This is a genomic window from Vibrio sp. Vf1514, assembly GCF_052076135.1.
Classification (GTDB): domain Bacteria; phylum Pseudomonadota; class Gammaproteobacteria; order Enterobacterales; family Vibrionaceae; genus Vibrio; species Vibrio furnissii.
The window spans coordinates 587,712-610,949 of sequence record NZ_CP197268.1; the positions used below are offsets into that span (position 1 = coordinate 587,712).

18 protein-coding genes and 1 tRNA gene are annotated in these 23,238 nt (G+C 47.7%); 10 read left to right on the top strand and 9 right to left on the bottom strand.

The genetic code is table 11. From position 1 onward, the window contains the following. Positions 1–255: 255 nt before the first annotated feature. The 5 genes from ACS18Q_RS17605 to ACS18Q_RS17625 all read right to left on the bottom strand — a co-directional run bounded on the left by ACS18Q_RS17605 (position 256) and on the right by ACS18Q_RS17625 (position 6,934). Positions 256–825 carry a PqiC family protein gene (locus ACS18Q_RS17605; RefSeq protein WP_154179960.1) on the bottom strand — a complete coding sequence of 190 codons (570 nt, stop codon included), beginning with the start codon at positions 823–825 and terminating at the stop codon, positions 256–258. Next, positions 825–2,471: an intermembrane transport protein PqiB gene (gene pqiB / locus ACS18Q_RS17610; protein WP_038152070.1), complete on the bottom strand. Its 1,647-nt coding sequence runs from the start codon at positions 2,469–2,471 to the stop codon at positions 825–827. Before pqiB ends, ACS18Q_RS17605 begins: the two co-directional genes overlap by 1 nt. Further along, on the bottom strand, positions 2,464–3,786 hold the full coding sequence (locus ACS18Q_RS17615) for a PqiA/YebS family transporter subunit (RefSeq protein WP_441258123.1): 1,323 nt from the start codon (positions 3,784–3,786) through the stop codon (positions 2,464–2,466). The genes pqiB and ACS18Q_RS17615 overlap by 8 nt, the downstream gene beginning before the upstream one ends. Before the next feature lie 230 nt (positions 3,787–4,016). Further along, positions 4,017–5,636: an acyl-CoA synthetase gene (locus ACS18Q_RS17620; protein WP_441258124.1), complete on the bottom strand. Its 1,620-nt coding sequence runs from the start codon at positions 5,634–5,636 to the stop codon at positions 4,017–4,019. A gap of 335 nt (positions 5,637–5,971) precedes the next feature. Then, complete coding sequence (locus ACS18Q_RS17625; RefSeq protein WP_014257171.1) at positions 5,972–6,934, bottom strand: LysR family transcriptional regulator; 963 nt, start codon at positions 6,932–6,934, stop codon at positions 5,972–5,974. A 151-nt stretch (positions 6,935–7,085) separates the two neighbouring features. Here ACS18Q_RS17625 and ACS18Q_RS17630 point away from each other — a divergent pair, with 151 nt between their 5' ends. The 6 genes from ACS18Q_RS17630 (at position 7,086) to gabT (ending at position 13,633) form a co-directional block, all read left to right on the top strand. Beyond that, positions 7,086–8,525, top strand: coding sequence for an NAD-dependent succinate-semialdehyde dehydrogenase (locus ACS18Q_RS17630; RefSeq protein WP_441258125.1), 1,440 nt, complete (start codon positions 7,086–7,088; stop codon positions 8,523–8,525). Positions 8,526–8,796: 271 nt separating this feature from the next. After that, complete coding sequence (locus ACS18Q_RS17635) at positions 8,797–9,831, top strand: TRAP transporter substrate-binding protein (RefSeq protein ID WP_238772610.1); 1,035 nt, start codon at positions 8,797–8,799, stop codon at positions 9,829–9,831. A 102-nt stretch (positions 9,832–9,933) separates the two neighbouring features. Continuing rightward, the gene (locus tag ACS18Q_RS17640) at positions 9,934–10,509 is read left to right on the top strand and encodes a TRAP transporter small permease subunit (protein WP_232659570.1); all 576 of its coding nucleotides are present in this window, start codon (positions 9,934–9,936) and stop codon (positions 10,507–10,509) included. Next, the gene (locus tag ACS18Q_RS17645; RefSeq protein WP_055466970.1) at positions 10,506–11,828 is read left to right on the top strand and encodes a TRAP transporter large permease; all 1,323 of its coding nucleotides are present in this window, start codon (positions 10,506–10,508) and stop codon (positions 11,826–11,828) included. The genes ACS18Q_RS17640 and ACS18Q_RS17645 overlap by 4 nt, the downstream gene beginning before the upstream one ends. A gap of 1 nt (position 11,829) precedes the next feature. Then, on the top strand, positions 11,830–12,282 hold the full coding sequence (locus tag ACS18Q_RS17650; protein ID WP_441258126.1) for a universal stress protein: 453 nt from the start codon (positions 11,830–11,832) through the stop codon (positions 12,280–12,282). Between the two features lie 79 nt (positions 12,283–12,361). Then, a complete protein-coding gene (gabT, locus tag ACS18Q_RS17655) occupies positions 12,362–13,633 on the top strand; it encodes a 4-aminobutyrate--2-oxoglutarate transaminase (protein ID WP_441258127.1) in 1,272 nt (423 codons plus the stop codon). A 56-nt stretch (positions 13,634–13,689) separates the two neighbouring features. Here the strand turns inward: gabT and ACS18Q_RS17660 are convergent. Together ACS18Q_RS17660 and ACS18Q_RS17665 are read right to left on the bottom strand one after the other, a co-directional pair. Further along, positions 13,690–13,780 (bottom strand) — tRNA-Ser (locus ACS18Q_RS17660). Positions 13,781–13,965: 185 nt separating this feature from the next. Next, entirely contained in the window at positions 13,966–15,222 is a 1,257-nt protein-coding gene (locus tag ACS18Q_RS17665; RefSeq protein ID WP_014257177.1) for an adenylosuccinate synthetase, read from the bottom strand. Between the two features lie 164 nt (positions 15,223–15,386). On the opposite strand from ACS18Q_RS17665, the gene ACS18Q_RS17670 reads away from it, so the two are divergent. Next, positions 15,387–16,274, top strand: coding sequence for a LysR family transcriptional regulator (locus ACS18Q_RS17670; RefSeq protein ID WP_004727965.1), 888 nt, complete (start codon positions 15,387–15,389; stop codon positions 16,272–16,274). A 327-nt stretch (positions 16,275–16,601) separates the two neighbouring features. Beyond that, entirely contained in the window at positions 16,602–17,273 is a 672-nt protein-coding gene (locus ACS18Q_RS17675; protein WP_014257178.1) for a MaoC family dehydratase, read from the top strand. Positions 17,274–17,324: 51 nt separating this feature from the next. Here ACS18Q_RS17675 and ACS18Q_RS17680 read toward each other — a convergent pair whose 3' ends face one another. Further along, positions 17,325–18,149 (bottom strand): phosphate ABC transporter substrate-binding protein, encoded by an 825-nt coding sequence (locus ACS18Q_RS17680; RefSeq protein ID WP_158108677.1) that lies wholly within the window; start codon positions 18,147–18,149, stop codon positions 17,325–17,327. A gap of 216 nt (positions 18,150–18,365) precedes the next feature. Between ACS18Q_RS17680 and ACS18Q_RS17685 the strand changes: the two genes are divergently transcribed. After that, on the top strand, positions 18,366–18,719 hold the full coding sequence (locus ACS18Q_RS17685; protein ID WP_014257180.1) for a DUF3024 domain-containing protein: 354 nt from the start codon (positions 18,366–18,368) through the stop codon (positions 18,717–18,719). A gap of 70 nt (positions 18,720–18,789) precedes the next feature. Here the strand turns inward: ACS18Q_RS17685 and rnb are convergent, their stop codons facing one another. Next, positions 18,790–20,796, bottom strand: a complete 2,007-nt coding sequence (gene rnb, locus ACS18Q_RS17690) for an exoribonuclease II (RefSeq protein WP_395212813.1) — start codon at positions 20,794–20,796, stop codon at positions 18,790–18,792. 375 nt (positions 20,797–21,171) lie between these two features. On the opposite strand from rnb, the gene ACS18Q_RS17695 reads away from it, so the two are divergent. Then, complete coding sequence (locus ACS18Q_RS17695; protein ID WP_014257182.1) at positions 21,172–23,070, top strand: DEAD/DEAH box helicase; 1,899 nt, start codon at positions 21,172–21,174, stop codon at positions 23,068–23,070. Positions 23,071–23,238: the final 168 nt, after the last annotated feature.

A 23,238-nucleotide genomic window follows, 5' to 3' on the forward strand; every position in this document is an offset into this window, starting at 1 on the left:
AGCGTCCATGCCGCTTCATCCGTTTTTCTAATCAGCCTTGTTATCAATGCATGCGCCGCGAAAATGCATGTGTCGAGAGTGGATTCGGCGTGACAGTGTGACGTGAATGCTTTATGAAGCTCCCACAGCGGGGGATTGAATGTGACGGCAAACTTTGCTGGCAGATCGTTTCGACAATCCGTTACGACAGAAAGGGTGACAAACAAAAAAGGGGAGCATGGCGCTCCCCTGATTGATCATGGTGATGTGGCGATATTATAGCTGTTGCGCGATGGCATCGGTGAGGTCATCGAGACTGGCGGCTAACGCTTCAACCAGCGCATCGTAGCCTTCATCTCGCAGCGGTACGGAGATTTTCACCGGAGCGCGGCGCTTCACTTTGCCATTGGTTTCAATCAACATCCATTCGCCTTCCACTTCTGTATTGCCTTGATAGTTGCCATTAAACTTATTCAAACTCAGTTGCAGTTTGTCGTCACTACTTTGGTCGAGCAGGTTATGAACCGTGACTGGCCAATAATGAGTCTGTTTTTGACGCAAGTCGGCAATGACCCGTTGAGTAATTTGTTCAGACAAATTTTGCGCCCATTGATTGTGTTTGGCCTGAATTACTTGGGATTCTGACGTGCGATATACAATGCCACGATTATTGAGGTAGCTGGCCAATTCGACCGGGCGCACCACCAGTAGTGGACGTTCGGTGACCGCTTCAGCCGTTTGCGTTTGCGATTCCGGTTGCGGTAAAAGATAGAGCGCGCTGGTGATCTCCGGTGCACTGCTGCAGCCTGCCAGCAACGCAGCTGCTAAGAACATGATTCGTCTCATTATTTCTTCCCTCCCACGGGAACCGGATCGTTGACGTCATCCACCCCGAACACCAAGGCGTTTGGTTTGTCGTTCAATTGTTTTAGCACCGGTTTAAATTCAGTCATCACTTTTTCTAGCTCTTTTAATGTCGATTCCATGTCGCTATACATGGTGGAGTTCGGGCCGTAGCCGTCCAACGTTTTTTGCAGTTGTTGCAGGCTTTGGCGAATGTCCGCTGGGATCTGCTGCGTTTCGTTTTGGTTCAGCAGTTTATTGATACTGTTAGCCATTCGTTCCGCCGACGCCAAGGTGCGTTCAGAGGTTTTTAGGGTTTGGTTGAGGGACTCAAGTGTATCTTCCATTGGCAACTTGTTGATCTTGTATAGGAAGTCGTTCACTTGTTTTTGAACCTGCGCAAATCCGCCCCGCATGGTCGGGAAGACAGACAATCCCAAAAACTCACTCGGCTCGTATTTTGCGGCATCAGGATAGAAATCGGTGTCGATATACAGCGCACCGGTAATCAAACTGCCGGTTTTCAATGTGCCCCGCAGGCCTCGTGCAAACTCCAGTTTGAGTTTTTCGCTGTACTCATCCATTGAATCGGTGTGGAAGTGATCGAACAAGCGGCCCAACTCGATACGCACCAAGACCGGAATGCGTTTGACCGAAAAGCTCTCTTCTTGAGTCGGAAAACGCAGAGGCACTTTCATCACCGTACCAATCCGCAAGCCGCGGTATTCAACTGGCGCTTTCTCTTTCAGGCCGCGAATGGATTCATCAAACAGCATCACAAAGTCGATGTATTCATCATAAATTCCTTCACGTAACTGCTTCACATCATCGTAGAGGCGGAAGTTGGTCATATCTTCGGTGAGCGGATCGCCAGAATCCATGCCCGGTACGGAATCAAATGTGACGCCGCCGGTGAGCAGGCTTTCCAGTGAGCCTAATTTGAGCTCAAAGCCTTCCGTATTGAGTTGGAGATCAACGCCAGAGCTGAGCCAAAACTTCGAACGGGTGCGGATTAAACTGTCATAAGGTTTAAAGATAAACAGTTGATACAACGCCTGACGGGTTTCCACATCAAAACTGGTTTTCTCGACGCGTCCAACCGTAAAGCCTTTAAATATAACGGGATCACCCACGCCGAGTTTGCCTGCTTCTCGGTGCGTCAAGACAATACGGCGACCTTCCGCATCCGGGGCGGCGACAGGTGGGACATCCAACACCGTGAAGTGTTCTTTTTCTTCTGCCGACTTACCCGGTTGCAACTGAATGTACGCGCCCGATAGCAAGGTTTCCAAGCCCGAAACGCCATCGCGGCCAATGCGAGGTTTCACGACCCAAAACATGGAATCTTCCCTCAGCATTCGCTCGGCATCTTTGTTCATTTGCGCTTTGGCGATGATGTGGTCGTAATTCTCGCTGAGCGTCACTTGGGTGATAACCCCAACTTTCACGTTCAACGCGCGAATCTCGGTTTTCCCCGCTTCAATCCCATCGGCTGTTGGCAATTGCAACGTGATTTGCGGGCCTGTGCTGCTGATGTACTGAAATAGCATCCAAGCCCCCATGACCAATGCCAGGATAGGAATGATCCAGACAGCAGATATCTGCCGTTGTTGTTTTATTTGAGCGGTTGTTTTGTTCTCATCACTCATAATTGGCTTTCTCTTGTAGGTGTTCAGGCATCGCTTCTGGGACATCACTTTGTGGCTGTTGCCACAATAAACGCGAATCAAAAATCATGGCCGAAAGCATGGTGAGTATGACCACTGCAGCAAACGATAACGCAGCGGGCCCCGGATAAATCGCCATTAGATTTTGCAATTGCACCAGGGCAACCAAAATGGCGACAACAAAAATATCGATCATCGACCAGCGGCCGATAAACTCGGTTAAACGGTATATTTTCAAGCGAGTAATGCTTTCTTCCGGCGGCAGATATTGTGCTTTTTGTGCTTGGAAATAGAGCCACGCAAGGGTCAGCATTTTAGCCATCGGAATAAACACACTGGCAAAGAAAATGACCATGGCGATGGGATACGAGCCCAAATGCCAAAGTAAGATAACCCCTTCGATGATGGTTGACCCTTCGGCGTGCCCCAAACTGACGGTATACATCATTGGATAGAGGTTGGCGGGAATATAGAAAATGACGGACGCAAACAGCAACGCCCATGCTTTTTGTAAGTTGTCGGTTGGGTTGTATTTGTGGAGTGGACTTTGGCAACGCACACAGCGTTTGTCGTCAATGTGGTTGATTTGATGACACGTATGGCAACCGACATGGTTGTGGCTGTGGTGCGTGTCGCCTTCTTTGACATCCGGTAATTCGACGACGGGAATAAAGTGGCCCCACAACCAACTTTTGTCCACCATGGCGATACACTTCACCACCAACAGCGTGTAAACACAAAACGCCCAGAATGAACTTCCCATACCAATATCCGCAAGGGACGCTATTTTGATGAGGCTCACCAATACGCCAATCAAGAACACATCCACCATCAGCCAGGGTTGGACGCGAAACAGAATCCGACACAGGATCTTCGCCATTCGCTGCTGCTTTTTCGATGACACATGGTTGCGTGTTTTCAGCGCTTCAAGGTGGAGAAACAGAATCAAACCGACGTAAATCGCTGGCAAGATGATCACCGTGGCCAGTAGCAGGCTACCCAGCAACACATTTTGAAATTCGGCCAACATTTTTGCAGCATGCAATAAGGTGATCTCTTGAGACAACCCTTTGACACTGAACGACATAAATGGGAAGGAGATGCTCAGTACCAGCATGATCAAGCACGCCGAAGAGACAGCAATGACACTTTGGTAAGGTTTGGCGTTCACTTTTGTCAGCGCATGAGCACAGCGCGGGCATTGCGCTTTTTGCCCTGGTTCAATGTCAGGGATGCGAACCACAAGGCCACACTCTTCACATGAAATCAGCTGACGTGCATTCGGTTGATTACTCATAGAAATGAATCGTAACGCATTAATCCTAAGGATACTCCGCTTTTTACCGCAGAGCGCTCTTCAAAGCAAAGTATTAGACACATTTTGCTTCGGTTTTACCCGTCTTATTAATCTGGGTTATTTGAGAATGGAAAGCGATATTTGGCGGGAATTTATTTCGAGGCGGATGTTTTGTGATGGCTTATTGTTCAGATTCGCGGGAAGCAAGGCTTCCCGCATTGCGTTTGGCGTTAGATGGCTTTTGCCCAGTCGCGAAGGACGTACTTCTGGATTTTCCCGGTCGACGTTTTGGGGAGGTTGGCAAAGACAATCGTCTTCGGTACTTTGAATCCTGCTAAATGTTCGTGGCAGTAATCGATGATCTCTTGTTCTGTTGCGTATTCTGTTTCCTTCAACGTGATAAAAGCACAGGGCGATTCACCCCAGCGTGCATCGGGTTTTGCGACCACGGAGACTTCAAGAATGGCGGGGTGTTTATAAAGCACATCTTCCAGTTCGATGGTGGAAATGTTCTCACCGCCCGAGATGATGATGTCTTTCAAGCGATCTTTGATCTCGATGTAGCCGTTGGGGTGGCAGACGCCTAAGTCACCAGTGTGGAACCAACCCCCGTCAAAGGCTTCGGCGGTTGCATCGGGGTTTTTGAGGTAGCCTTTCATCACGGTGTTGCCGCGCATGAAGATTTCGCCGATGGTTTTGCCATCTTTTGTGACCGGTTGAAAGGTTTGAATATCGGCAACCATCACACCTTCAAGTGTGGGGTAGCGTACACCTTGACGCGATTTCAGCGTGGCTCGCTCTTCAAGGTTGAGGCTATCCCACGCTTCATGCCATGCGCAAACCGTCACTGGGCCATACACTTCCGTTAAGCCATAAACATGCGTGACCTTGATGCCCATTTTTTCGATGTCACCAATGACTTTTGCTGGTGGTGCGGCGCCGGCAACCATGGCATTGACGGGATGGTCAATTGAAGCTTTGGCATCTTCTGGCATGTTGATCAGCCCATTGAGCACAATGGGCGCGCCGCATAAGTGGCTGACTTGATGTTCGCGGATGAGCGTGAGAATTTTCTGCGGGTCCACTCGGCGAAGAAAGACATGTACACCCGCCAAGGCGGTGACTGTCCAGGGATAACACCACCCATTACAATGGAACATGGGCAGCGTCCAAAGATAGACAGGATGATTGCCCATGGACCACGTCATCTGATTTCCGAGTGAGTTTAAGTAAGCACCGCGATGGTGGTAAACCACACCTTTCGGATTGCCGGTGGTTCCCGATGTGTAGTTCAGCGAAATGGCTTGCCATTCGTCCTCGGGCCACTGCCATTCATATGCTGGGTCGCCTTCGGCAAGAAAGGCCTCGTAATCTAACTCGCTGGTGGCTTGTCCTTCACCGTATTCTGGATCGTCCACATCAATCACCAACGGCGGGGTGTCCATGAGCGCCAATGCATGTGCGATCACATCATGGAATTCACGGTCACAGATGAGCACTTTGGCTTCACAGTGGTTCAACATGAACGCGATGGTTTCTGCATCTAACCGAATGTTCAACGTGTTCAAGACAGCGCCGATCATCGGCACTCCAAAGTGGGCTTCCAACATGGCGGGAATATTAGGCAGCATGACCGAAACGGTGTCGCCTTTGCCCACCCCACGGCCTGCAAGCGCGGATGCGAGTTGGCGGCAGCGTTGATACGTTTCGGCCCATGTGCGGCGAATCGTGCCATGAATCACGGCAGGATAATTCGGGTAGATAGCGGCGGTTCGTTCCAAAAAACTCAATGGCGTGAGGGCAATATGATTCACTTCACATTGAGCAAGACCATTCTCGTAGATCGACATTTAAACTCCTTTTCACCCAAAGGGTATTCCATTCCACAATATTGATTTCCAAACAATACCTGCCTGAAAATAACAATTTGTTAACGCGTAATCGGTTATAGCATGTTCATTCGGCGCGGAGTAATAGCCGATAGTCGTAGGGTCGGGGTTGTTGTGTCGGAATGGCTGAGTGGGTGGGCGTATTATTTGGGTGAGTCGTCACGTACAAGCAGCAATTAAGGTGAAAACATCATGCTGAACTGGGGCGTACGACTTAAGACGAAAGGGGGGAGTAAATTTCATCCATCACGTCATAAGCAACGCCCGACAAATCGTTCTATTTTTGTGTTTATTTTTTATATCGATGACGATATTTTCGTGCTATTCATGACACCCCGTGTGTTTTTATTAAGATAAAAGTCTCGCATTGTTTTAATAAATAACGATCGAATTTTATTGGTTGAGTTTGTTTTCTTGGTAATGGCCATGATTTCCAGATGGTAATATTGCGTGGCTGGTGTGATAGCAATCAGTTGGCCGGAATCGACATAGGATTGCGCGTAGTTCTCAGGTAGATAACCAATGAATTTAGAGGACAAAATCAGCGCTAAACGAGATTCATAATTGTAGGCGGTTGCTTTTAAATTCATTTTCGGAAGTTGTGCATTGAGTAACTCTTGGCTTTTGATACCGGCATAAACAACTGGGAAGGCGTTGATGATGTCATCATTCAATTCCTTTTGGGGCATTTGGGCGAGAGGATTGTCGCTGCTTGCATAGAGATAGCAAATATCCGTATAAATGTGCTCATATTCTAAGCCTTCCAGTTCACGGTGAAAGGGGATAAAACCAATATCTGCTTCTTCTTGCAGAACTTTACGTTCTATTTCGGTCATTTTAGCTACGTCAGCATTTAAATAGACCTCGCGAGCGACCTTTGTGAATTGACGAATGACTTCTGGCATATTTGCCCGCGCATCCAAACTGATATTATCACTGAAAAGAACGGTGAGACTTCCCGAAAGTTGTACATCCAAGTGACTGATAATATTTCTAAATCGTTCAAGTTCGCCCAAGAGCTTGACGGTCGCCTCGTACACAACAGCACCTTCTTCCGTTAGCGCAAAGCCTGAGCGCCCACGGCGACATAACGTAAGGTTTAGACGCGATTCTAAATTAGAAATATGAATACTGATTGTAGATCGGCTGATATTGAGTTCAGTCTCTGCTGCGGAAAAACCACCACAATCGGCAACCACTTTAAAAATCTTTAATTGTTTTATTTCATAATCACCGATAGGTGCTGCGTTTTTCATCATTGTTTTATACTCGTAAAACCTTACGTTTATAGAGGTATATTTATATGCCTCAAGAGCTTGTTATGATTTTTGTATCTCGTAGTTATTGTACGCGATGTGTTCTTTTTATCTTTGACACCGTTAATGTTTATAACTTTTAGGAATAAAAATCATGGCAGATTTGGTTTTATCTCGTGGCTTGATCAATGGCGAATGGATTGAAGCGATCGATGGGAAATACGTTGACGTGATAAACCCTTCCACAGGGCAGGTGATCACATCGGTTCCGGATATGGGAGAGAAAGAGTCCGAAGCGGCGGTGATGGCCGCATATAATGCGTTTCAAGATTGGCGCTCGACAACGGCGAAGTATCGCGCTGGGCTGATGAAAAAATGGTTCGACTTAATCGTTGAACATGCCGACCAACTTGCCAAGCTATTGACCACGGAGCAAGGTAAACCCTACAAAGAAGCGTATGGTGAAGTGCTTTACGGCGCTTCGTTTATCGAGTGGTTTGCCGAGGAGGCAAAACGAGTCTACGGCGATGTGATTCCGGCGGCGAACCCTCACAACCGATACATGACGATGAAGCAACCCATCGGCGTGGTCACGGCCATCACGCCTTGGAACTTCCCGGTGGCGATGATTACGCGCAAGGTGGGCCCAGCATTGGCAGCGGGCTGTACGGTGGTGATAAAACCCGGTGAAGACACGCCGCTGTGCGCCTTGGCCATGGCGAAACTTTCAGAGCTGGCTGGTATTCCCAACGGCGTGATTAATGTTGTGACAACGGCGCGTCCCTCGGTTGTCGGCAATGTATTGTGCAGCCATCCATTGGTGCGAAAAGTCTCATTTACCGGCTCGACAGCCGTTGGAAAACTCATTTTGCGACAGGCGGCCGATACGGTGAAAAAGGTCTCTTTAGAGCTGGGGGGAAATGCGCCTTTTATCGTCTTTGATGATGCGGACATCGATAAAGCTGTGTTGGGCGCGGTGATCTCAAAATATCGCAATGCAGGCCAAACGTGCGTGTGTACTAACCGTTTCTACATTCATGAGAAGGTCTACGATGAGTTTATGGACAAATTCACGCGTGCAGTTCAAGCATTATCGATTGGCGATGGACTTCGTGACGGCACAGATATTGGCCCGCTGATTAACCAAAAAGCAATGGATAAAGTTTCAGCGCTAGTCACGACTGCCATTGAACAAGGGGCGAGATTGGTGCTTGGGGGGGAATGTTCCGAATACGGCCGTCAGTTTTACAAACCGACCATCTTGGCGGATGTCACAGAGAACATGGCAATTGCTCATGAAGAACTGTTTGGCCCGATAGCGACCGTGTTTCGCTTTCGTGATGAAGAGGACGTCATTCGCCGTGCAAATGATACGCCCTATGGCTTGGCCGCTTATTTTTATACCCAAGATCATGCAAAAGTATGGCGGATGAGTGAGGCGCTTGAGTATGGCATTTTGGGGATCAATGAAGGCATTATTTCCACAGAAGTTGCGCCGTTTGGCGGTGTGAAAGAATCGGGAAGTGGTCGAGAAGGCTCCAAATATGGCATCGACGACTACTTGGAAATCAAATATTTATGCCATGGCATTTAAATCGGTGTCGTGCCGTTTTTGATATTCATGCTTTCTTAAAGCAGCACCGGAGTGCTGCTTTTTTTGTGCCTAACACAGGCCTCAAGGGGAGTCACATGATGGCTCCCCACTTAGTTTGATGCCAATAAACCTTTAAGTAGAAAAGTTTGAATTTAAAACATGTAAACGAAATGTGATTGTTGTTAATGCAATGACAACTAAGGACGAATCGGTCATCGCTTGTTGTTACTGGCTTAGCCGGAGCAAACAGAATAACGAAAGGAGAAAGTTCATGTTTAAAACCTTAAATAAGTTAAAACAGCGAAGCTTGATGAAAAACATCGCAGTTGGCGCGCTTGCGATATCGAGTACTTTTTTTACTGTTTCTCACGCATACGCAGCAGAGCATAATTGGCGCTTTGTTAATTTATATCCGCGTGGAACCGCATATGGTGAAGTATACAAAGGCTTCGCTGACAACATCGAAGCGATGTCAAACGGACGGATTTCTGTTCAAGTGATGTATGCCGGTGAAGGTGTTGGACAAACAGGCGTATTGGGTTCGGTTAAATCCGGATTGATGACGATGGGGGCGCCTTTTCAACCGATGCATGCCGGAGAGTTTCCCGCCGGTGTGGTTGAAGTCGGTTTACCTGGAATGACCGATGATGTGGGTGAATTAAGTGCTCTGTTCCACGAAAGAGGCTGGGGAGACGTACTCAAAGAAGCCTATGACAAGCAAAATCTCGTTTGGCTCGAACCTTATATTCAACTCCCCGTCTATGTGCTGACCAAAGCGCCGATTAACTCACTTGAAGACTTCAAAGGCATGAAAATTCGTGCACCGGGAGCCTACGGCAAGTTTTTACGTCAACTCGGAGCATCTCCCGCTTCGCTATCGTACAGTGAAATTTATACCAGTTTGGCGACTGGGGTGATCGATGGTTCGATTGGTAGCAATATTATCGACCACCGTGATGGAAACCATGTCGAAGTGGCCAAATACATGTATCGCCTGCCTATCGCGGGTGCACAAACCCTGCCTATCGTCGTCAATAAGAATGCGTGGAATAAACTCAGCGATGACTTGAAAGCAATCGTGCGTGCTGCGAGTGCAGTCCATGCTCGTGAACAGATGACGAAGTCACGTCTGTGGGAATCACAAGCCATTGCAGACATGGAAGCCAAAGGCATGTTATGGAGCCCAGAACCCAGCGAACAGGATGTTGCGACATGGAAAAAAGCGGCTTCAACGCTTTGGGCAGAATACGCAGAGTCCGATCCTTACAGCCAACGCTTGGTGAAGATTGTTCAAAATTCTCAATGAGCCAGTGAATCTGATGATCGACAGCAACCTATCGCGCTCGATCATCAATCAGAGAAGGGGCATCGCCCCCTCTTTCTTGTAACTCTAATAGAGATGGAACTTATGCTGAGTGCTTTACTTGCCAGTTATTGCCAAGGTGTAAACAAAATAGTGCATTGGATAGGCCTTTCAGCGTCTTTTCTGATGCCAATTCTTGCTGCAACTGTTGCCTTTGAAGTTTTCGCGAGGTACGCCTTGGGAAAGCCAACCGTTTGGGCGTATGACGTTTCCCTTTTCTTGTTTGGGTATATCGCGGCTTTAGGTGGCGCTCTGGCTCAACAAAACAAAGCACATATCAATGTGGATGTGTTGTATCTACAGGTCTCTGTGCGTGTTCGTTCGTTGTTTAATCTTGTGTCGTATTCGTTAGCGATCTTTTTTCTTTGGGTTGTGTTGAGTATGGCCATCGGCAAATTGGATGAGGCGATAGAGTTTAATTATCGTCGCCAATCGGAATGGGCCCCTTCAATGGCACATTTCTGGGTCATGCTCGTCGTCGCTTGCAGCTGTTTTATCGCGCAATTGTCCAGCGATATAGTCCAAGATTTATATTACTTAGTGAAGGGCAAATCACTACTCGAACACGAGTCCAATGCGCGCCAGAATTGTGAAACTTTCGTTGAAGTGGAGGACGCATGAGCATTGAAGTCTTAACTTTGTTACTCATTGGATGTGTCATGACCTTCTTTCTGCTCGGGGCGCCTGTGGGGCTCGCGTTAGGCGGCATCGCCATGGGAATGGGGTATATGACGTGGGGGGAAGGCATATTTAACTTAGTTCCCACGACAATAGAGAGTAACTTTTTCAGTTTTGTTCTGCTGGCGATCCCACTCTACATTTATATGGGACAGCTGTTAACGCGTTCAGGGATTGGCGATGCAATGTTCAATGCCAGCCAAATGGTGATTGGCCGCATTCGTGGTTCACTGGCGGTGAGCGTGATCGGGGTGTGCTCCATGATCGGCGCCATGGTTGGCATCATTGGTGCTGGAATCATGACGTCAGGCAGTATTGCGCTCAAACCGATGTTGGAGCGGGGCTATGACAAACGTTTAGCGTTGGGTGTCATTATGGCTGGTGGGGGGCTTGGCATCTTGATTCCACCAAGTATTCCAATGGTGATGTATGCCGCCACAACACAGAATTCCGTCGGGCGTATGTTCTTAGCTGCGATCATTCCTGCCCTAATTTCCATTTTGCTATTGATGGCGTATGTCATTATCAGCTGTAAGATCAATCCCCAAAAAGCCCCGCTTCATACTGGGCATGAAAGTACAATGTCCGGAAAAGAAAAATTGATTACGGCCCGTGATGGATTGTTTTCTCTACTTTTAATTGTGGCGGTACTGGGGAGTATTATTGCGGGTATTGCAACGCCGACGGAGTCGGGCGCTATTGGTGTCGTTGGCGCTATCTTATTGGCGTTCGTTTTTAAGCGTTTTCGGTTTGAAATGTTTAAATCGTCTGGTTTTGAAACAGCGATGCTCGTGAGTGTGTCGATGTGGATCATTTTAGGCGCATCTTTATTTAGCAATTTCCACATGTTGAGTGGGGTGCAAACCATGGTTTCCGAACTCACGGAAGATCTTGGTTTACCACCACTGGGCGTCATTATTCTCATGCAAGTGATTATGTTGTTGCTTGGCTTTATTATTGATGAATTAATCATCGTTTTAATGTGCGCGCCGCTGTTTACGCCAATTGTCGTGTCGTTAGGGTATGATCCAATTTGGTTCGGTATTTTAATGATATTAAATATTGAAATCGCTGTTCAAACACCGCCTTATGGTTTTGCACTGTTTTACCTTAAGGGGATTGCTCCTCCGGATGTGAGCATGATGGATATCTATCGTTCTATTTTGCCATTTATTGCATTAAAACTATGCGTGTTAGTTTTCTGTATGGTATTTCCTGAAGTTGTTATGTGGCTACCCAATATGGTTATGGGAGAGAATTAATATGATATTTAAACGTGTATTAATTCCCATTGATCTTTCCTTCACTGATATGGTGAAGCAGGAAGTGGAGGTGGCCCTTGCGCTCATCGAACCTAGTGGCGTGATCGACATCGTCTATGTCGATGATGCTAAAACGCATCACAGTTTGGCACCAACGGTGTCAGACAGCGTTTTTTCTAAACAACATCAGCATGCATTCGATAGCTTAAAAGAAATACTCAAGCACTGTGTTCCAAGGTCCAATCGGGGATCCGCAATGATTCGCAATGGTGTCGTCGCGGATGAAATATTGAGACAAGCGAAAAAATCCAGTGTTGATGCCATCGTTATGGTCTCAAAATCGCCAAAGCTCAGTTCATATATTAATGGTTCGACGGCTGCAAAAATTGTACGTCACTCAGACTGCTCTGTGTTCGTATTAAAGCATCATGCGGCAACCATGATTGAACGATAAAAGATAAATAGAAATTAATGTATATCTGCTAAATAAAATGGATTTAGTGGAGGGTACTCTCACGTGAAAGGAATGAATCATGAATAATCAGCAATTACATCAAAGAAGAAACCAAGTATTTTCAAATGGGATGGGCGCCTTATATCCCATTTACGTTGCCAAGGCAGAAAATGCTTTAATATGGGATGTGGAAGGAAATAAATACATCGATTTTGCATCGGGTATTGCCGTCAATAACACCGGACATTCCAATAAACGGATTGTTGAAGCCGTCAAAGCGCAACTCGACAATTTCTCGCATACCTGTGCCTTAGTCACGCCATATGAGTCATTTGTGGCGCTGGCAGAAAAACTGACTCAAATTGCGCCCGGGCCTTCAGAGAAAAAGGCCGTCTTTCTTACAACCGGTGCTGAAGCGGTAGAGAATGCGGTAAAAGTTGCGCGGGCCTATACCGGGCGTAGTGGTGTGATTGCGTTCAAAGGTGGATTTCATGGCCGGACGAATTTAACCATTGCACTAACTGGGAAAATTGCACCCTACAAAGCCAGCTTTGGCCCATTTCCCGGTGAGATTTTTCATGCACCATATCCCAATGAACTGCATGGCATTTCGGTTGAACAGAGTTTGCAAGCGCTTGAAGACCTCTTTGCATGTGACATTGAAGCCACGCGCGTTGCGGCAATCATTTTCGAGCCAATTCAAGGGGAAGGTGGATTTTATCAAGCGCCTAAGGCATTTGCGCAGGGCTTACGCGCGCTTTGCGACAAGTATGGCATCATGCTGATTGCGGATGAAATTCAATCAGGCTTTGCTCGTACTGGGAAAATGTTTGCGACGGAGTATTTGGATATTGAGCCGGATCTGATGACCATGGCGAAGGGGATTGCTGGTGGCTTCCCGCTGTCGGCCGTGGTCGGAAAAGCCGATGTCATGAATGCAGCACCTGCGGGTGGCCTTGGTGGAACTTATGCAGGTTCTCCGATGGGATGTGTCGCAGGGCTTGAAGTCTTAAAGATCATTGCAGAAGAAAATTTATGCGATAAAGCACTAAACATTGGTGAAGTTGTGCATGCGCGATTAACAAAGTTACAAACGCTGGTTCCTCAAATCAGTGAAGTTCGCGCACATGGTGCGATGATGGCAATTGAGTTTTCGGACCCTTCATCGGGTCAACCGTTGCAACAGTTCACGAAGTCGATTATTGACAACGCGCAACAACATGGCGTGATCCTTCTCTCTTGCGGAGTGAAAGGCAATGTCATTCGATTGTTACCACCGTTGACCATTGAATTGGATGTGTTGAATGAAGGTCTGGATAAGTTAGAAGCGATTATCAAAGCGCTGGCTTAGTCTTCTTTACGTCGCAAAAAAAAAAAGCCGCTGACGAATCAGCGGCTTTTCGAATGTGGCGGAGAGATAGGGATTTGAACCCTAGGATAGCTATTAACCATCGCCGGTTTTCAAGACCGGTGCTTTCAACCACTCAGCCATCTCTCCGTAAGTGCGAAGAACTATACTCGCGGATAACCATGTTGTAAATACGTCATTGTGCTAACTGACTAGTCTATAACCATTTTTACGAATTTTGTTTTGAAAGCAAGGTTGGCGCGAGGCCGGTGGGGCTGAACACAACAAAAAGGCCGACGTCATCGTCGGCCTTGGCTTGGTTCTTTTGGGGCAGATTAACGCAGAATCATCTGCGCGCGTTCTGGACCCACTGAAATCATTTTCACGGGCACACCCATGAGTGCTTCAACACGCAGTACGTATTTTTGCGCTGCAACTGGCAAGCTTTCAAAGGTGCGACAACCGGTGATGTCTTCGCTCCAGCCTTCCATTTGTTCGTAAACTGGCGCAAGGGCAGACGTTTGTGGCCAAATTGGGTTTTCGCTATGGTCGCCGTCGTAGTTCACGCAGATTTTCAGATCTTGCATGCCGCTTAGGCAGTCCAGTTTAGTCAGTGCAACTTCTGTTGCAGCTTGTAGTTCAACGCCGTTACGTGTTGCCACTGCATCGAAATAACCCATATCACGTGGACGACCCGTGACCGCGCCATATTCATTCGCAGCTTCACGGAAGCTGTCTTGCTCTTCCATGGCGGTGATCAAAGTGCCTGTACCGACAGAAGAGCTGAATGATTTGGCAACCGCAATGATGCGCTCTGGGCGAAGTGCTGGTAAACCACTACCCAAACCTGCGTATGCTGCTGTCACGTTTGAAGAGGTTGTCCATGGGTATTCACCGTAAACGAGGTCACGACCCGCGCCCAATTGGGCTTCAAACAGTAGATTTTCGTCTTTTGCTTGCAGCGCTTTCAATGGCTCGCTGACGTTACAAATCGCATCGCGCCATGGGGCAGAAACTTCCAACAACCAGTCTGTCATTTCTTGTGCGGTTTGCGTAAATTCGAAAGTTGGGTAAAGCGCTTTTAATTGCGGCAGTTTCCAGTCCAGCATGAATTGAATACGTTCACGCAGTACTTCAGGTTGTTTCAACCAACCAACCAGAATCCCTTTCTTCATGACACGGTCACCGTATGCAGGTGCGATGCCTTGACGCGTTGAACCGTAAGCGCCATCACCAAGGCGTAATTCTTCTAGCGTATCTTCCAGTGCGTGAATAGGCAGACACAGCGTGGCGCGGTCTGAAATGCACAGGTTGACGTTCACGCCAGCTTCTTTGACTTCTGCGATTTCTTGAGACAATGGCGCAGGGCTGATCACCATGCCAGGGCCAAGCACCGCAATACAGCCTGGGTTGAACACGCCGCTTGGCAGTTGGTGCAGTTTGAATGTACCAAAATCATTCACAACGGTATGACCGGCGTTATTACCGCCTTGGAAACGGATGCTGGCTGCGGCGCTATCTGCTAAATAGTCCACGATACGGCCTTTACCTTCATCACCCCAGTTAGCACCAACTACAACGATAGACGACATGTTTTGATCTCCTTAAAAGTTACCTTTTTATCCTATGGGGGGATCGGGAATAAGAAAAATTAATAATCATTATGAGCTTGATAAGGAACTCATATCGAGATAATTTGACCGCGTTCAATGATCACACCACCATTTTCGGCATCATAGATGGTTAAGGAGCGGATATGCTGGATCTCAACTGGCTCAACACGTTTGTCACGCTGGCTCGTTTGGAGCACTTTGGCAAGGCGGCCAACGAACTGCACATGACTCAGCCCAACGTGAGCTTACACATCAAACAGCTGGAACAAAGTACGCGCGTCAAACTGATTGAACGTAATCCGTTTCGTCTGACGCAAGCGGGTGAACGCTTGTTGCAAAGTGCGCAAAATACATTGATGGAACTACAAAGCTGTCAGTCGGACCTCAATGCGATTAACGATTTGTGCCAAGGCACGCTCACGATTGCTGCGAGCGATATTATTTCGCGTTGGTTACTGATTGGGCCGTTTCAATCATTTAAAGCCGAGTTTCCCGGTATTGATTTAACGTTGCTGAATACTACATCGACACAGGCGTCAGATTCCGTGAAGAGTGCGAAAGCCGATCTCGGTTTTGTGATGGCGCAAAAGGAGAGTCAACCGCTGCATTTTACGGAGCTGAAACAGGTCACATGGTGCGCGTTAGGAAACGGCCTTGAAGCGTGGCAAAAAGGGGAGCAGGTCGATAACCTTGAAGCGCCGACATTGATTCTTCTGGGTCACGATACGCGAACGCGGGATTTGATGGATCCTGCGCTGCCTGATCTAAAACTGCCCAAGTATCGCATTATGGAAGTCGATAGTGTGGACGCACAGATTGATTGGGCAGAAGCCGGCTTTGGCATCGCGATTGTGCCTGACTTTTCGCTCCATCCGAAGCTCAACCTGCAATCGACGATCACGCCGTTGCCGACATTTCCTTCTGCGAGTTTGGGTTACATTGTGCGCCAAAACCAAGTGTTATCGAAAGCGATTAAGAAGTTACTGCGTTGGGTGGAAGAAGAAATTGTGCGCTCGCCGCATGTTCAGTAAACCAGCAGGTGCGTCAGTGTTGAGCGTGTCATCGACCAACAAAAATAAAGGGCAAAAAATGCCCATTTGGCCAATGTTTGCGCAGTTTTAGCCATCAAAATGCAGAACTTGGGTCGTTAACTGTGTCGAAACTTTGCACAAAAGAATGGTGTATTTACTCTAATTTGTGAAGTGCTAATAAAATAATGTTTTATTGGTAATGTATTGATATATAAAAATAAATTAAGGTTGAGAATACGACTGTACGCCCGAAAGTGTTTGCGACTTACTGTGAAGTACTTCAAAATTAGGACATTAGCATTTCTTCTTAGTTAAGAATGAGGTTTTATGAAAGTCGCGGATCTATTTAAACATCGTGCAGAAAATCTTGTTAAACACGCTGAATTTAAGCAGTGGGTTTCTCCTGCTATGCGTGAATACTGGGACGAATTCTTAGGCAAAGCCAATAATCGCCAGCTGTTCACTTGGGTGAAAGATTTCCATCAGCCGGCAAATGAAGACGTACAAATCCCCGAGCCTATCGTGTTAAAACCCGAAGCGCAGGTGGTGTACGATGAATTGGTGCCACAAATTGGTGACGTGATCCATACCGGTGACTGGATTCTCGTTGATCAGGATCGTATTAACCAATTTGGTGCTGTCACGGAAGATATGCAATGGATTCACACTGACCCAGACAAAGCACAAGCTGAGTCACCATTTAAAACCACCATCGCACACGGTTTTTTAACCTTGGCGTTACTGCCTAAGTTAACCGATAGCGTGGATGCGGATAACTCACTGTTCCCGACCGCAAAGCTGGTAGTGAACATTGGCCTCAACTCTGTACGTTTCCCTTATCCGGTGAAATCTGGCAGCCGAGTTCGCGCAGTGAGTACGTTGTCTAAAGTCACACCGATTAAGAAAGGCCTTGAGATTGAACGTGAAATCAAGGTTGAGATCGAAGGTGTTCGCCGCCCTGGGTGTGTTGTGGTCTCAGTGATTCAACTGCATTTTTAAGTGTGTCGAGCATTAAAAAAGGAGAGCATTGGCTCTCCTTTTTTGTGCCTGTTATTTGTATTCCCCAACGGGAATGTAGCCGTATTCAACGATCAATGCTTTCGCGCGTTCAGAATGCAGAAAGTCGAGGAAGGCTTTGGCTTCTTTGCTGGCTTTCTCGCTGTAATGCAACACCAAAAATGGGCGAGACAAAGCGTATTTGTGTTCGGCAATCGTTTTTGATGTCGCATCGATGCCCTCGAATTGGATCGCTTTGACCGATTTATCGACAGATCCTGTGGACACAAAACCGATGGCTTGCGAGTTGTGATTAATTAGCGTTTTGACCATGCTGTTACTGTTCACCACCAAGTTGTTTGGACTGATATCAGACACCAAACGGTCTTTGATAATTTTGGTCAGCCCCAGTAGGCTTTCGAAACTGTAACGCGTGCCAGAAGAGGCTTCACGCGTAACCACTGCGATTTTTTGGTCGCTACCACCCACTTGTTTCCAGTTGGTTATGGTTCCTTTGTAAATCTCATACAACTGTTCACGCGATAAGTTATTGACAGGGTTGGCGCGGTTAACGATCACGGCGAGGCCATCGTAGGCGAGTAGGAAAGAGTTGAGCGATTCCTCCTCTTCACTTTCGGTGAGGTAACGTGAACTCATGGCGATTTGAGCAACGCCTTTTTTCAGCAATGTAATTCCGGCTGTGGAGCCAACACCTTGAACAGCGACGTAGCTGTTCGGATGAGTGGCATTGTATTCCTCAGCCAATACATCCATGATGCGAGCAACAGATGTAGAACCGGAGACATTAATCTCGCTCGCTTGCGCAAAAGAGGTCAAAAGTGAGAGTGAGCAAAGAGCAGCAAGCGCGACCCGTAGCATAAGTGAACTCCAAAATAGGTAATCGAACAAAGCATTATGTTATGTCGCTTAGATTACAATTTTGTGAATCGTCGTCTTGTGCAAGCCTGATAGTGTGAAATGCCTCCAGTTTAAACGGGATGGGTTATACTCAAAACACATTGAGATCATAGAAAATTCAGTTCTTTCAGGAGATACTGAGTCGGTTAGCTGGTTGAGAAAGGCGTTGAGGGAGTTATGGCGGTCATTAGTTTACTGCAGCGTCAGATAGAGCGAAGAGCGGCACTGGTGTGCGACAATCGAAATCAGAGCTTGCCGGCTGAATTGGGTAAGTCCGGTTTTGAATCCATCGAAAATGGCGTCCAGTTTATGCAGAGCCACTTTAAGTTGGACTCTGCGCATTGCGATTACACCAGCCCAGTGGCGAAAGTGATCTGGGAAGAAGAGTCGAACTTGTGGGCGTTGTATGTGCCATCGGGTTCGGGCGAAACGCCGGAATGGGTTCCGTATCCGTATCTATCCAAAAGTGGTGATTTAACCGCGTTGATTCGAGAAGTGGAAAAGGACCCGAAAGCGTACTTTTGGTCTTGAGGGTTTACGAATCTATTTCAGGCAATAAAAAAGGCATTCATCATGAATGCCTTTTTTGATCGTGTCGCGCTTACGCTTGGCTTGGCTCTTGTGAAGCTTCTGGCGCTTTCGGCGCTTCGGCAAACACTTGCGTTGGTTTGGCCACGACACTGCGGTTTTCTTGGTTCACTTCGGTCAACACGACTTCCAGTGTGTCGCCCAGTTTGTAAACCACATTTTTATCGATAGACACCGTGCCATCTTCGCCGTTGCACTCGATACGTTCTTTGTTGTTGACAATCAATGCGCCAGGAATGAAGGCCATTGCACCGTTCTCAAGCAAACGTACACGCATGCCGGCGCGGTTGATGTCGAAGATTTCCGCAGTAAAGCGTGTCTCTTTTACTGGCTCTTCTGCCAGCGTGCGTGCATACAACCAGTCTGCAACGTTGCGTTCAGCAATCTTGTGGTGTTTACGATGCAGAGCCAACTCTTCGCCCACAGTTTCGTCTGGCTTTTGGACCGATTCTTTACCCAGAATGTGTGCTTTCAGCATTCGGTGGTTGATCATGTCGCCGTATTTACGAATCGGCGACGTCCACGTGGCGTAAACATCAAGGCCCATAGCGAAGTGTGGCAATGGTTGATTGCCGATTTCGCTGTAGCTTTGGCTCTTACGAATGCGGTTGTCCAAGTAAGATGTTTCTTGAGTCGATAACCAACGACGCAGCGCGGCGAAACCTTCTACGGTATTCACGCTCTCTTCGCTGCATTCCGCGCCATGCGAATTCATCAGCGCAACGATATCGGCAACTTTTTCTGGCTTAAAGCCTGCGTGTGTGTTGAATACACCCGTGCCAAACGCCGCTTGCAGTGTTTTACCGGCGCAGATATTCGCGGTGATCATCGATTCTTCAACCAAGCGATTTGCGGTGCGACGCGAGTCGGCATGAATTGCCACTACGTCGTTGTCTTCGCTCAGTTCGAAACGGTAGTCGGGACGATCGGGGAAGACGACCGCGTGTGTTTCACGCCAGTTGGCACGCGCTTGAGAAAACTCGTATAGGTCGCGTACCACTTGCGCGATCTCATCAGTCGGTTGCCAAGCGTCGCTTGAACCGGTTTCTAACCAATCGGATACGTGGTCGTAAACCAGACGCGCGTGCGATTTAATGTTGGCAGCAAAGAAACGAATGTCGTCGCCAATCACGCCATCTTTATCAACGGTGACGGTGCAGCACAGGGCAGGGCGAACTTCGTTTTCGATCAGCGAACAGAGTTCGTCAGCCAGATCGCGTGGCAGCATTGGAATATTGCGCCCCGGTAAATAGATAGTGAAGCCGCGCTCGCGCGCTACTTTGTCCATATCATCTTCTGGGGTGATGTAGGCGGTCGGGTCGGCGATAGCAATGGTCAGGGCGAAGCTGCCATCGTCCAGTTTTTTCGCGTACAGCGCATCGTCCATATCTTTAGTCGATTCGCCATCGATGGTGACAAATGGGACATCTGTCAAATCGACACGCGTGAGATCAGCGTCGTCTTTTAATTCCCAGTGTTCGATACCGGCCGGTTCGCAGTTTGGCAAATCGTTTTCTGCCAGCGTGACCCACCAAGGTGCAATCTTGTCATCGGCGTCAGTGATTTTCTCTGAAATTTCAGCAAAGAAACCATTGTCGTCTTTCAGCGGGTGACGAGTCAGGTGAGCAACGACCCAGTCGCCGTCTTGAAAGTGTTCTGGATTCAAACCCTTTTTCGTTTTTGCCTTGATTGGCATCTTTTTCAATTGTGGGTGATCCGGTGCAACGTTCAGTTTGCCTTTGTGAAGTTTTACGCGGCCAATAAAACGTGTCAGAGATTGTTCGATTAGTTCTTGAGGTTCCGCTACTTCACGCTCTTTCTCTGTGCGGATGATGGCAACCACTTTGTCACCATGCATGCATTTTTTCATGTACGGTGGTGGAATAAAGAAGCTGGTTTTGCTGTCAACTTCGAGGAAACCAAATCCTTTATCGGTCGCTTTAATTTGACCTTCTTTTTTCGGCAGGTTTTCTTGAATCTGTTGCTTTAATTGGGCAAGTAGTGGGTTATCTTGAAACATCTTTTAATATCTGACTCGATTAACTGGGCACACTATAATCATTGACTATGATTATTACTACCGGAAACGTGTATAGCAGTGCCAAATAGACCAGGCTAAATTGCTGATTAAATCAGCGAATTTCTTGGAAATAAGGTGTTTAGCACGTTATTGAGGCGGCATTTTATCACTACTGAGAAAAAATTGTGATGAATTTCAATTTTTTCTAGCTTTTTTTATGTGTTTAGGGAATAATCCGCCTCCCTTAGATGTCCCTAGTGGCTTGATGCTTTTTGATACTCGTCCGCATCTGAACGGATTCAGCAACTTTCTTGGATTAGTTGGAATGGTAAAGCACGTGGGACCTTGGTTATTCATTATTTTAGTGGGATCCCCATGCAAGAATCTGTCATTCAATTCAGTGACTTAGCACTTAACAGTGCCATCCTTTCTGCCCTAACCGATATGGGCTTCGTTTCTCCAACTCCAATTCAGGCTGCTGCAATTCCTCTTCTTCTGGAAGGCCGCGACGCACTAGGTAAAGCACAAACAGGTACGGGTAAAACTGCAGCGTTCTCGCTGCCACTACTGAACAAATTGGATTTGAATCAGTACAAACCGCAAGCAATCGTAATGGCTCCAACTCGCGAACTGGCTATCCAGGTTGCGGCAGAAGTTAAAAATCTGGGCCAAAACATTAAGGGCTTGAAAGTTCTAGAGATCTACGGTGGTGCATCTATCGTTGATCAAATGCGCGCTCTGAAATCTGGCGCACACATCGTTGTGGGTACTCCAGGCCGCGTAAAAGACCTGATCAGCCGTGAACGTCTGCACCTAGACGAATGTCATACATTCGTACTGGATGAAGCAGATGAAATGCTGAAAATGGGCTTCGTTGACGACGTGACTTGGATCATGGAACAAGCACCAGAAACAGCACAACGCGTTCTGTTCTCTGCAACCATGCCACCGATGGTAAAAGACATCGTTGATCGTTTCCTACGTGATCCAGCACGCGTTGACGTTGCCGGTTCAAACCAAACTGTTGCAAAAGTAGAGCAGCAGTACTGGGTTGTAAAAGGCGTAGAGAAAGATGAAGCAATGGCTCGTCTTCTTGAAACTGAAGAAACGGATGCATCAATCGTATTCGTACGTACTCGTCAAGACACCGAGCGCCTAGCGGATTGGTTGTGTGCACGTGGCTTTAAAGCAGCGGCACTGCACGGTGATATTCCTCAGTCTCTGCGTGAGCGCACTGTTGATCACATCAAACAAGGTGTGATTGATATTCTGGTTGCGACTGACGTTGTGGCGCGTGGTCTTGATGTGCCACGTATCACGCACGTATTCAACTACGACATTCCGTTCGATGTAGAATCATACATTCACCGTATCGGTCGTACTGGCCGTGCTGGTCGTAAAGGTAAAGCGATCCTGTTGGTTCGTACTAACCAGATCCGCATGTTGCGTACCATCGAGCGTGTGACACGTTCTTCAATGGAAGAAATCCAACTTCCACACCGCGATAAAGTGGCTGAAGCACGTCTAAGCCAACTGGCGATTGAGCTGGAAGCTGAGAAAGAGCACGCTTCTCTAGAGAAATTTGCTGAGTTGGTTGAGAAACTGCAAGCGTCTCTGGAAATCGATGCAAACACGCTGGCTGCGATTCTGCTGAAACGTCAACAAGGCAAACGTCCTCTGTTCTACGTGGGTGAAGATCCAATGATCGAAGCTGTAGAGCGTGACAAACAGCGTCGTCGTGAACGTCGTGAAAACGGTGGTGATCGTCGTGATGGTCGTCGTGAATATACTGCAAACACAGACTGGGAAACTTACCAGCTGCAAGTAGGCCGTGATCAAGGCGTACAAGTGAAAGACATCGTTGGCGCACTCGCGAACGAACTGGGCCTGACAAAAGGTTCTATCGGCGCGATCAAACTGGCGCAAGGCCACACGTTTGTTCAGCTGCCTAAAACAATGTCTGCAGACGTGACTGGCAAACTACGCAAACTGCGTATTCGTCAGAAAGAAGTTGGTGCTGTTGTGTGTGACTTCGATGACTTCCGCGAATCACGTGGTCGTCGTGATGGCGGTAACCGTCGTGACGGTGGTTTCCGTGGCAACCGTGAAGGCGGAAATCGCGAAGGCGGCCGTCGTGAAGGTGGCTTCCGTGGTAACCGTGAAGGCGGTAGCCGCGAAGGTGGTGAACGTCGTTTCGACCGTAACCGTGGTGGCGATAACCGTGGTAACCACCGTGGTGAACGTGGTCACAGCCGTCGCCGCACTGAAGCATAATTTGCTTGTATCGCGATAAATAAAGAGAGCCCGCATTGTTGATGCGGGTTTTTTCTTTCTCTTGAAATATTCTTACTTTACATTCGTTATGTGAGCTAGGTACAATTCGTTCTCCGTCGATAATCCGGTATTCGTGTTACCGAGTGATCATCGACGGCTCACACTTAA

Excerpts from the sequence above, each read along its gene's own strand:
- ACS18Q_RS17615 (WP_441258123.1), bottom strand. The coding sequence starts at position 3,786 with ATGAGTAATCAACCGAATGCACGTCAGCTGATTTCATGTGAAGAGTGT.
- gabT (WP_441258127.1), top strand. The coding sequence starts at position 12,362 with ATGAATAATCAGCAATTACATCAAAGAAGAAACCAAGTATTTTCAAAT.
- ACS18Q_RS17625 (WP_014257171.1), bottom strand. The coding sequence starts at position 6,934 with ATGATGAAAAACGCAGCACCTATCGGTGATTATGAAATAAAACAATTA.
- ACS18Q_RS17620 (WP_441258124.1), bottom strand. The coding sequence starts at position 5,636 with ATGTCGATCTACGAGAATGGTCTTGCTCAATGTGAAGTGAATCATATT.
- ACS18Q_RS17670 (WP_004727965.1), top strand. The coding sequence starts at position 15,387 with ATGCTGGATCTCAACTGGCTCAACACGTTTGTCACGCTGGCTCGTTTG.
- rnb (WP_395212813.1), bottom strand. The coding sequence starts at position 20,796 with ATGTTTCAAGATAACCCACTACTTGCCCAATTAAAGCAACAGATTCAA.
- ACS18Q_RS17630 (WP_441258125.1), top strand. The coding sequence starts at position 7,086 with ATGGCAGATTTGGTTTTATCTCGTGGCTTGATCAATGGCGAATGGATT.
- ACS18Q_RS17665 (WP_014257177.1), bottom strand. The coding sequence starts at position 15,222 with ATGTCGTCTATCGTTGTAGTTGGTGCTAACTGGGGTGATGAAGGTAAA.
- ACS18Q_RS17645 (WP_055466970.1), top strand. The coding sequence starts at position 10,506 with ATGAGCATTGAAGTCTTAACTTTGTTACTCATTGGATGTGTCATGACC.
- ACS18Q_RS17685 (WP_014257180.1), top strand. The coding sequence starts at position 18,366 with ATGGCGGTCATTAGTTTACTGCAGCGTCAGATAGAGCGAAGAGCGGCA.
- ACS18Q_RS17675 (WP_014257178.1), top strand. The coding sequence starts at position 16,602 with ATGAAAGTCGCGGATCTATTTAAACATCGTGCAGAAAATCTTGTTAAA.
- ACS18Q_RS17605 (WP_154179960.1), bottom strand. The coding sequence starts at position 825 with ATGAGACGAATCATGTTCTTAGCAGCTGCGTTGCTGGCAGGCTGCAGC.
- ACS18Q_RS17695 (WP_014257182.1), top strand. The coding sequence starts at position 21,172 with ATGCAAGAATCTGTCATTCAATTCAGTGACTTAGCACTTAACAGTGCC.
- ACS18Q_RS17635 (WP_238772610.1), top strand. The coding sequence starts at position 8,797 with ATGTTTAAAACCTTAAATAAGTTAAAACAGCGAAGCTTGATGAAAAAC.
- ACS18Q_RS17680 (WP_158108677.1), bottom strand. The coding sequence starts at position 18,149 with ATGCTACGGGTCGCGCTTGCTGCTCTTTGCTCACTCTCACTTTTGACC.
- ACS18Q_RS17650 (WP_441258126.1), top strand. The coding sequence starts at position 11,830 with ATGATATTTAAACGTGTATTAATTCCCATTGATCTTTCCTTCACTGAT.
- pqiB (WP_038152070.1), bottom strand. The coding sequence starts at position 2,471 with ATGAGTGATGAGAACAAAACAACCGCTCAAATAAAACAACAACGGCAG.
- ACS18Q_RS17640 (WP_232659570.1), top strand. The coding sequence starts at position 9,934 with ATGCTGAGTGCTTTACTTGCCAGTTATTGCCAAGGTGTAAACAAAATA.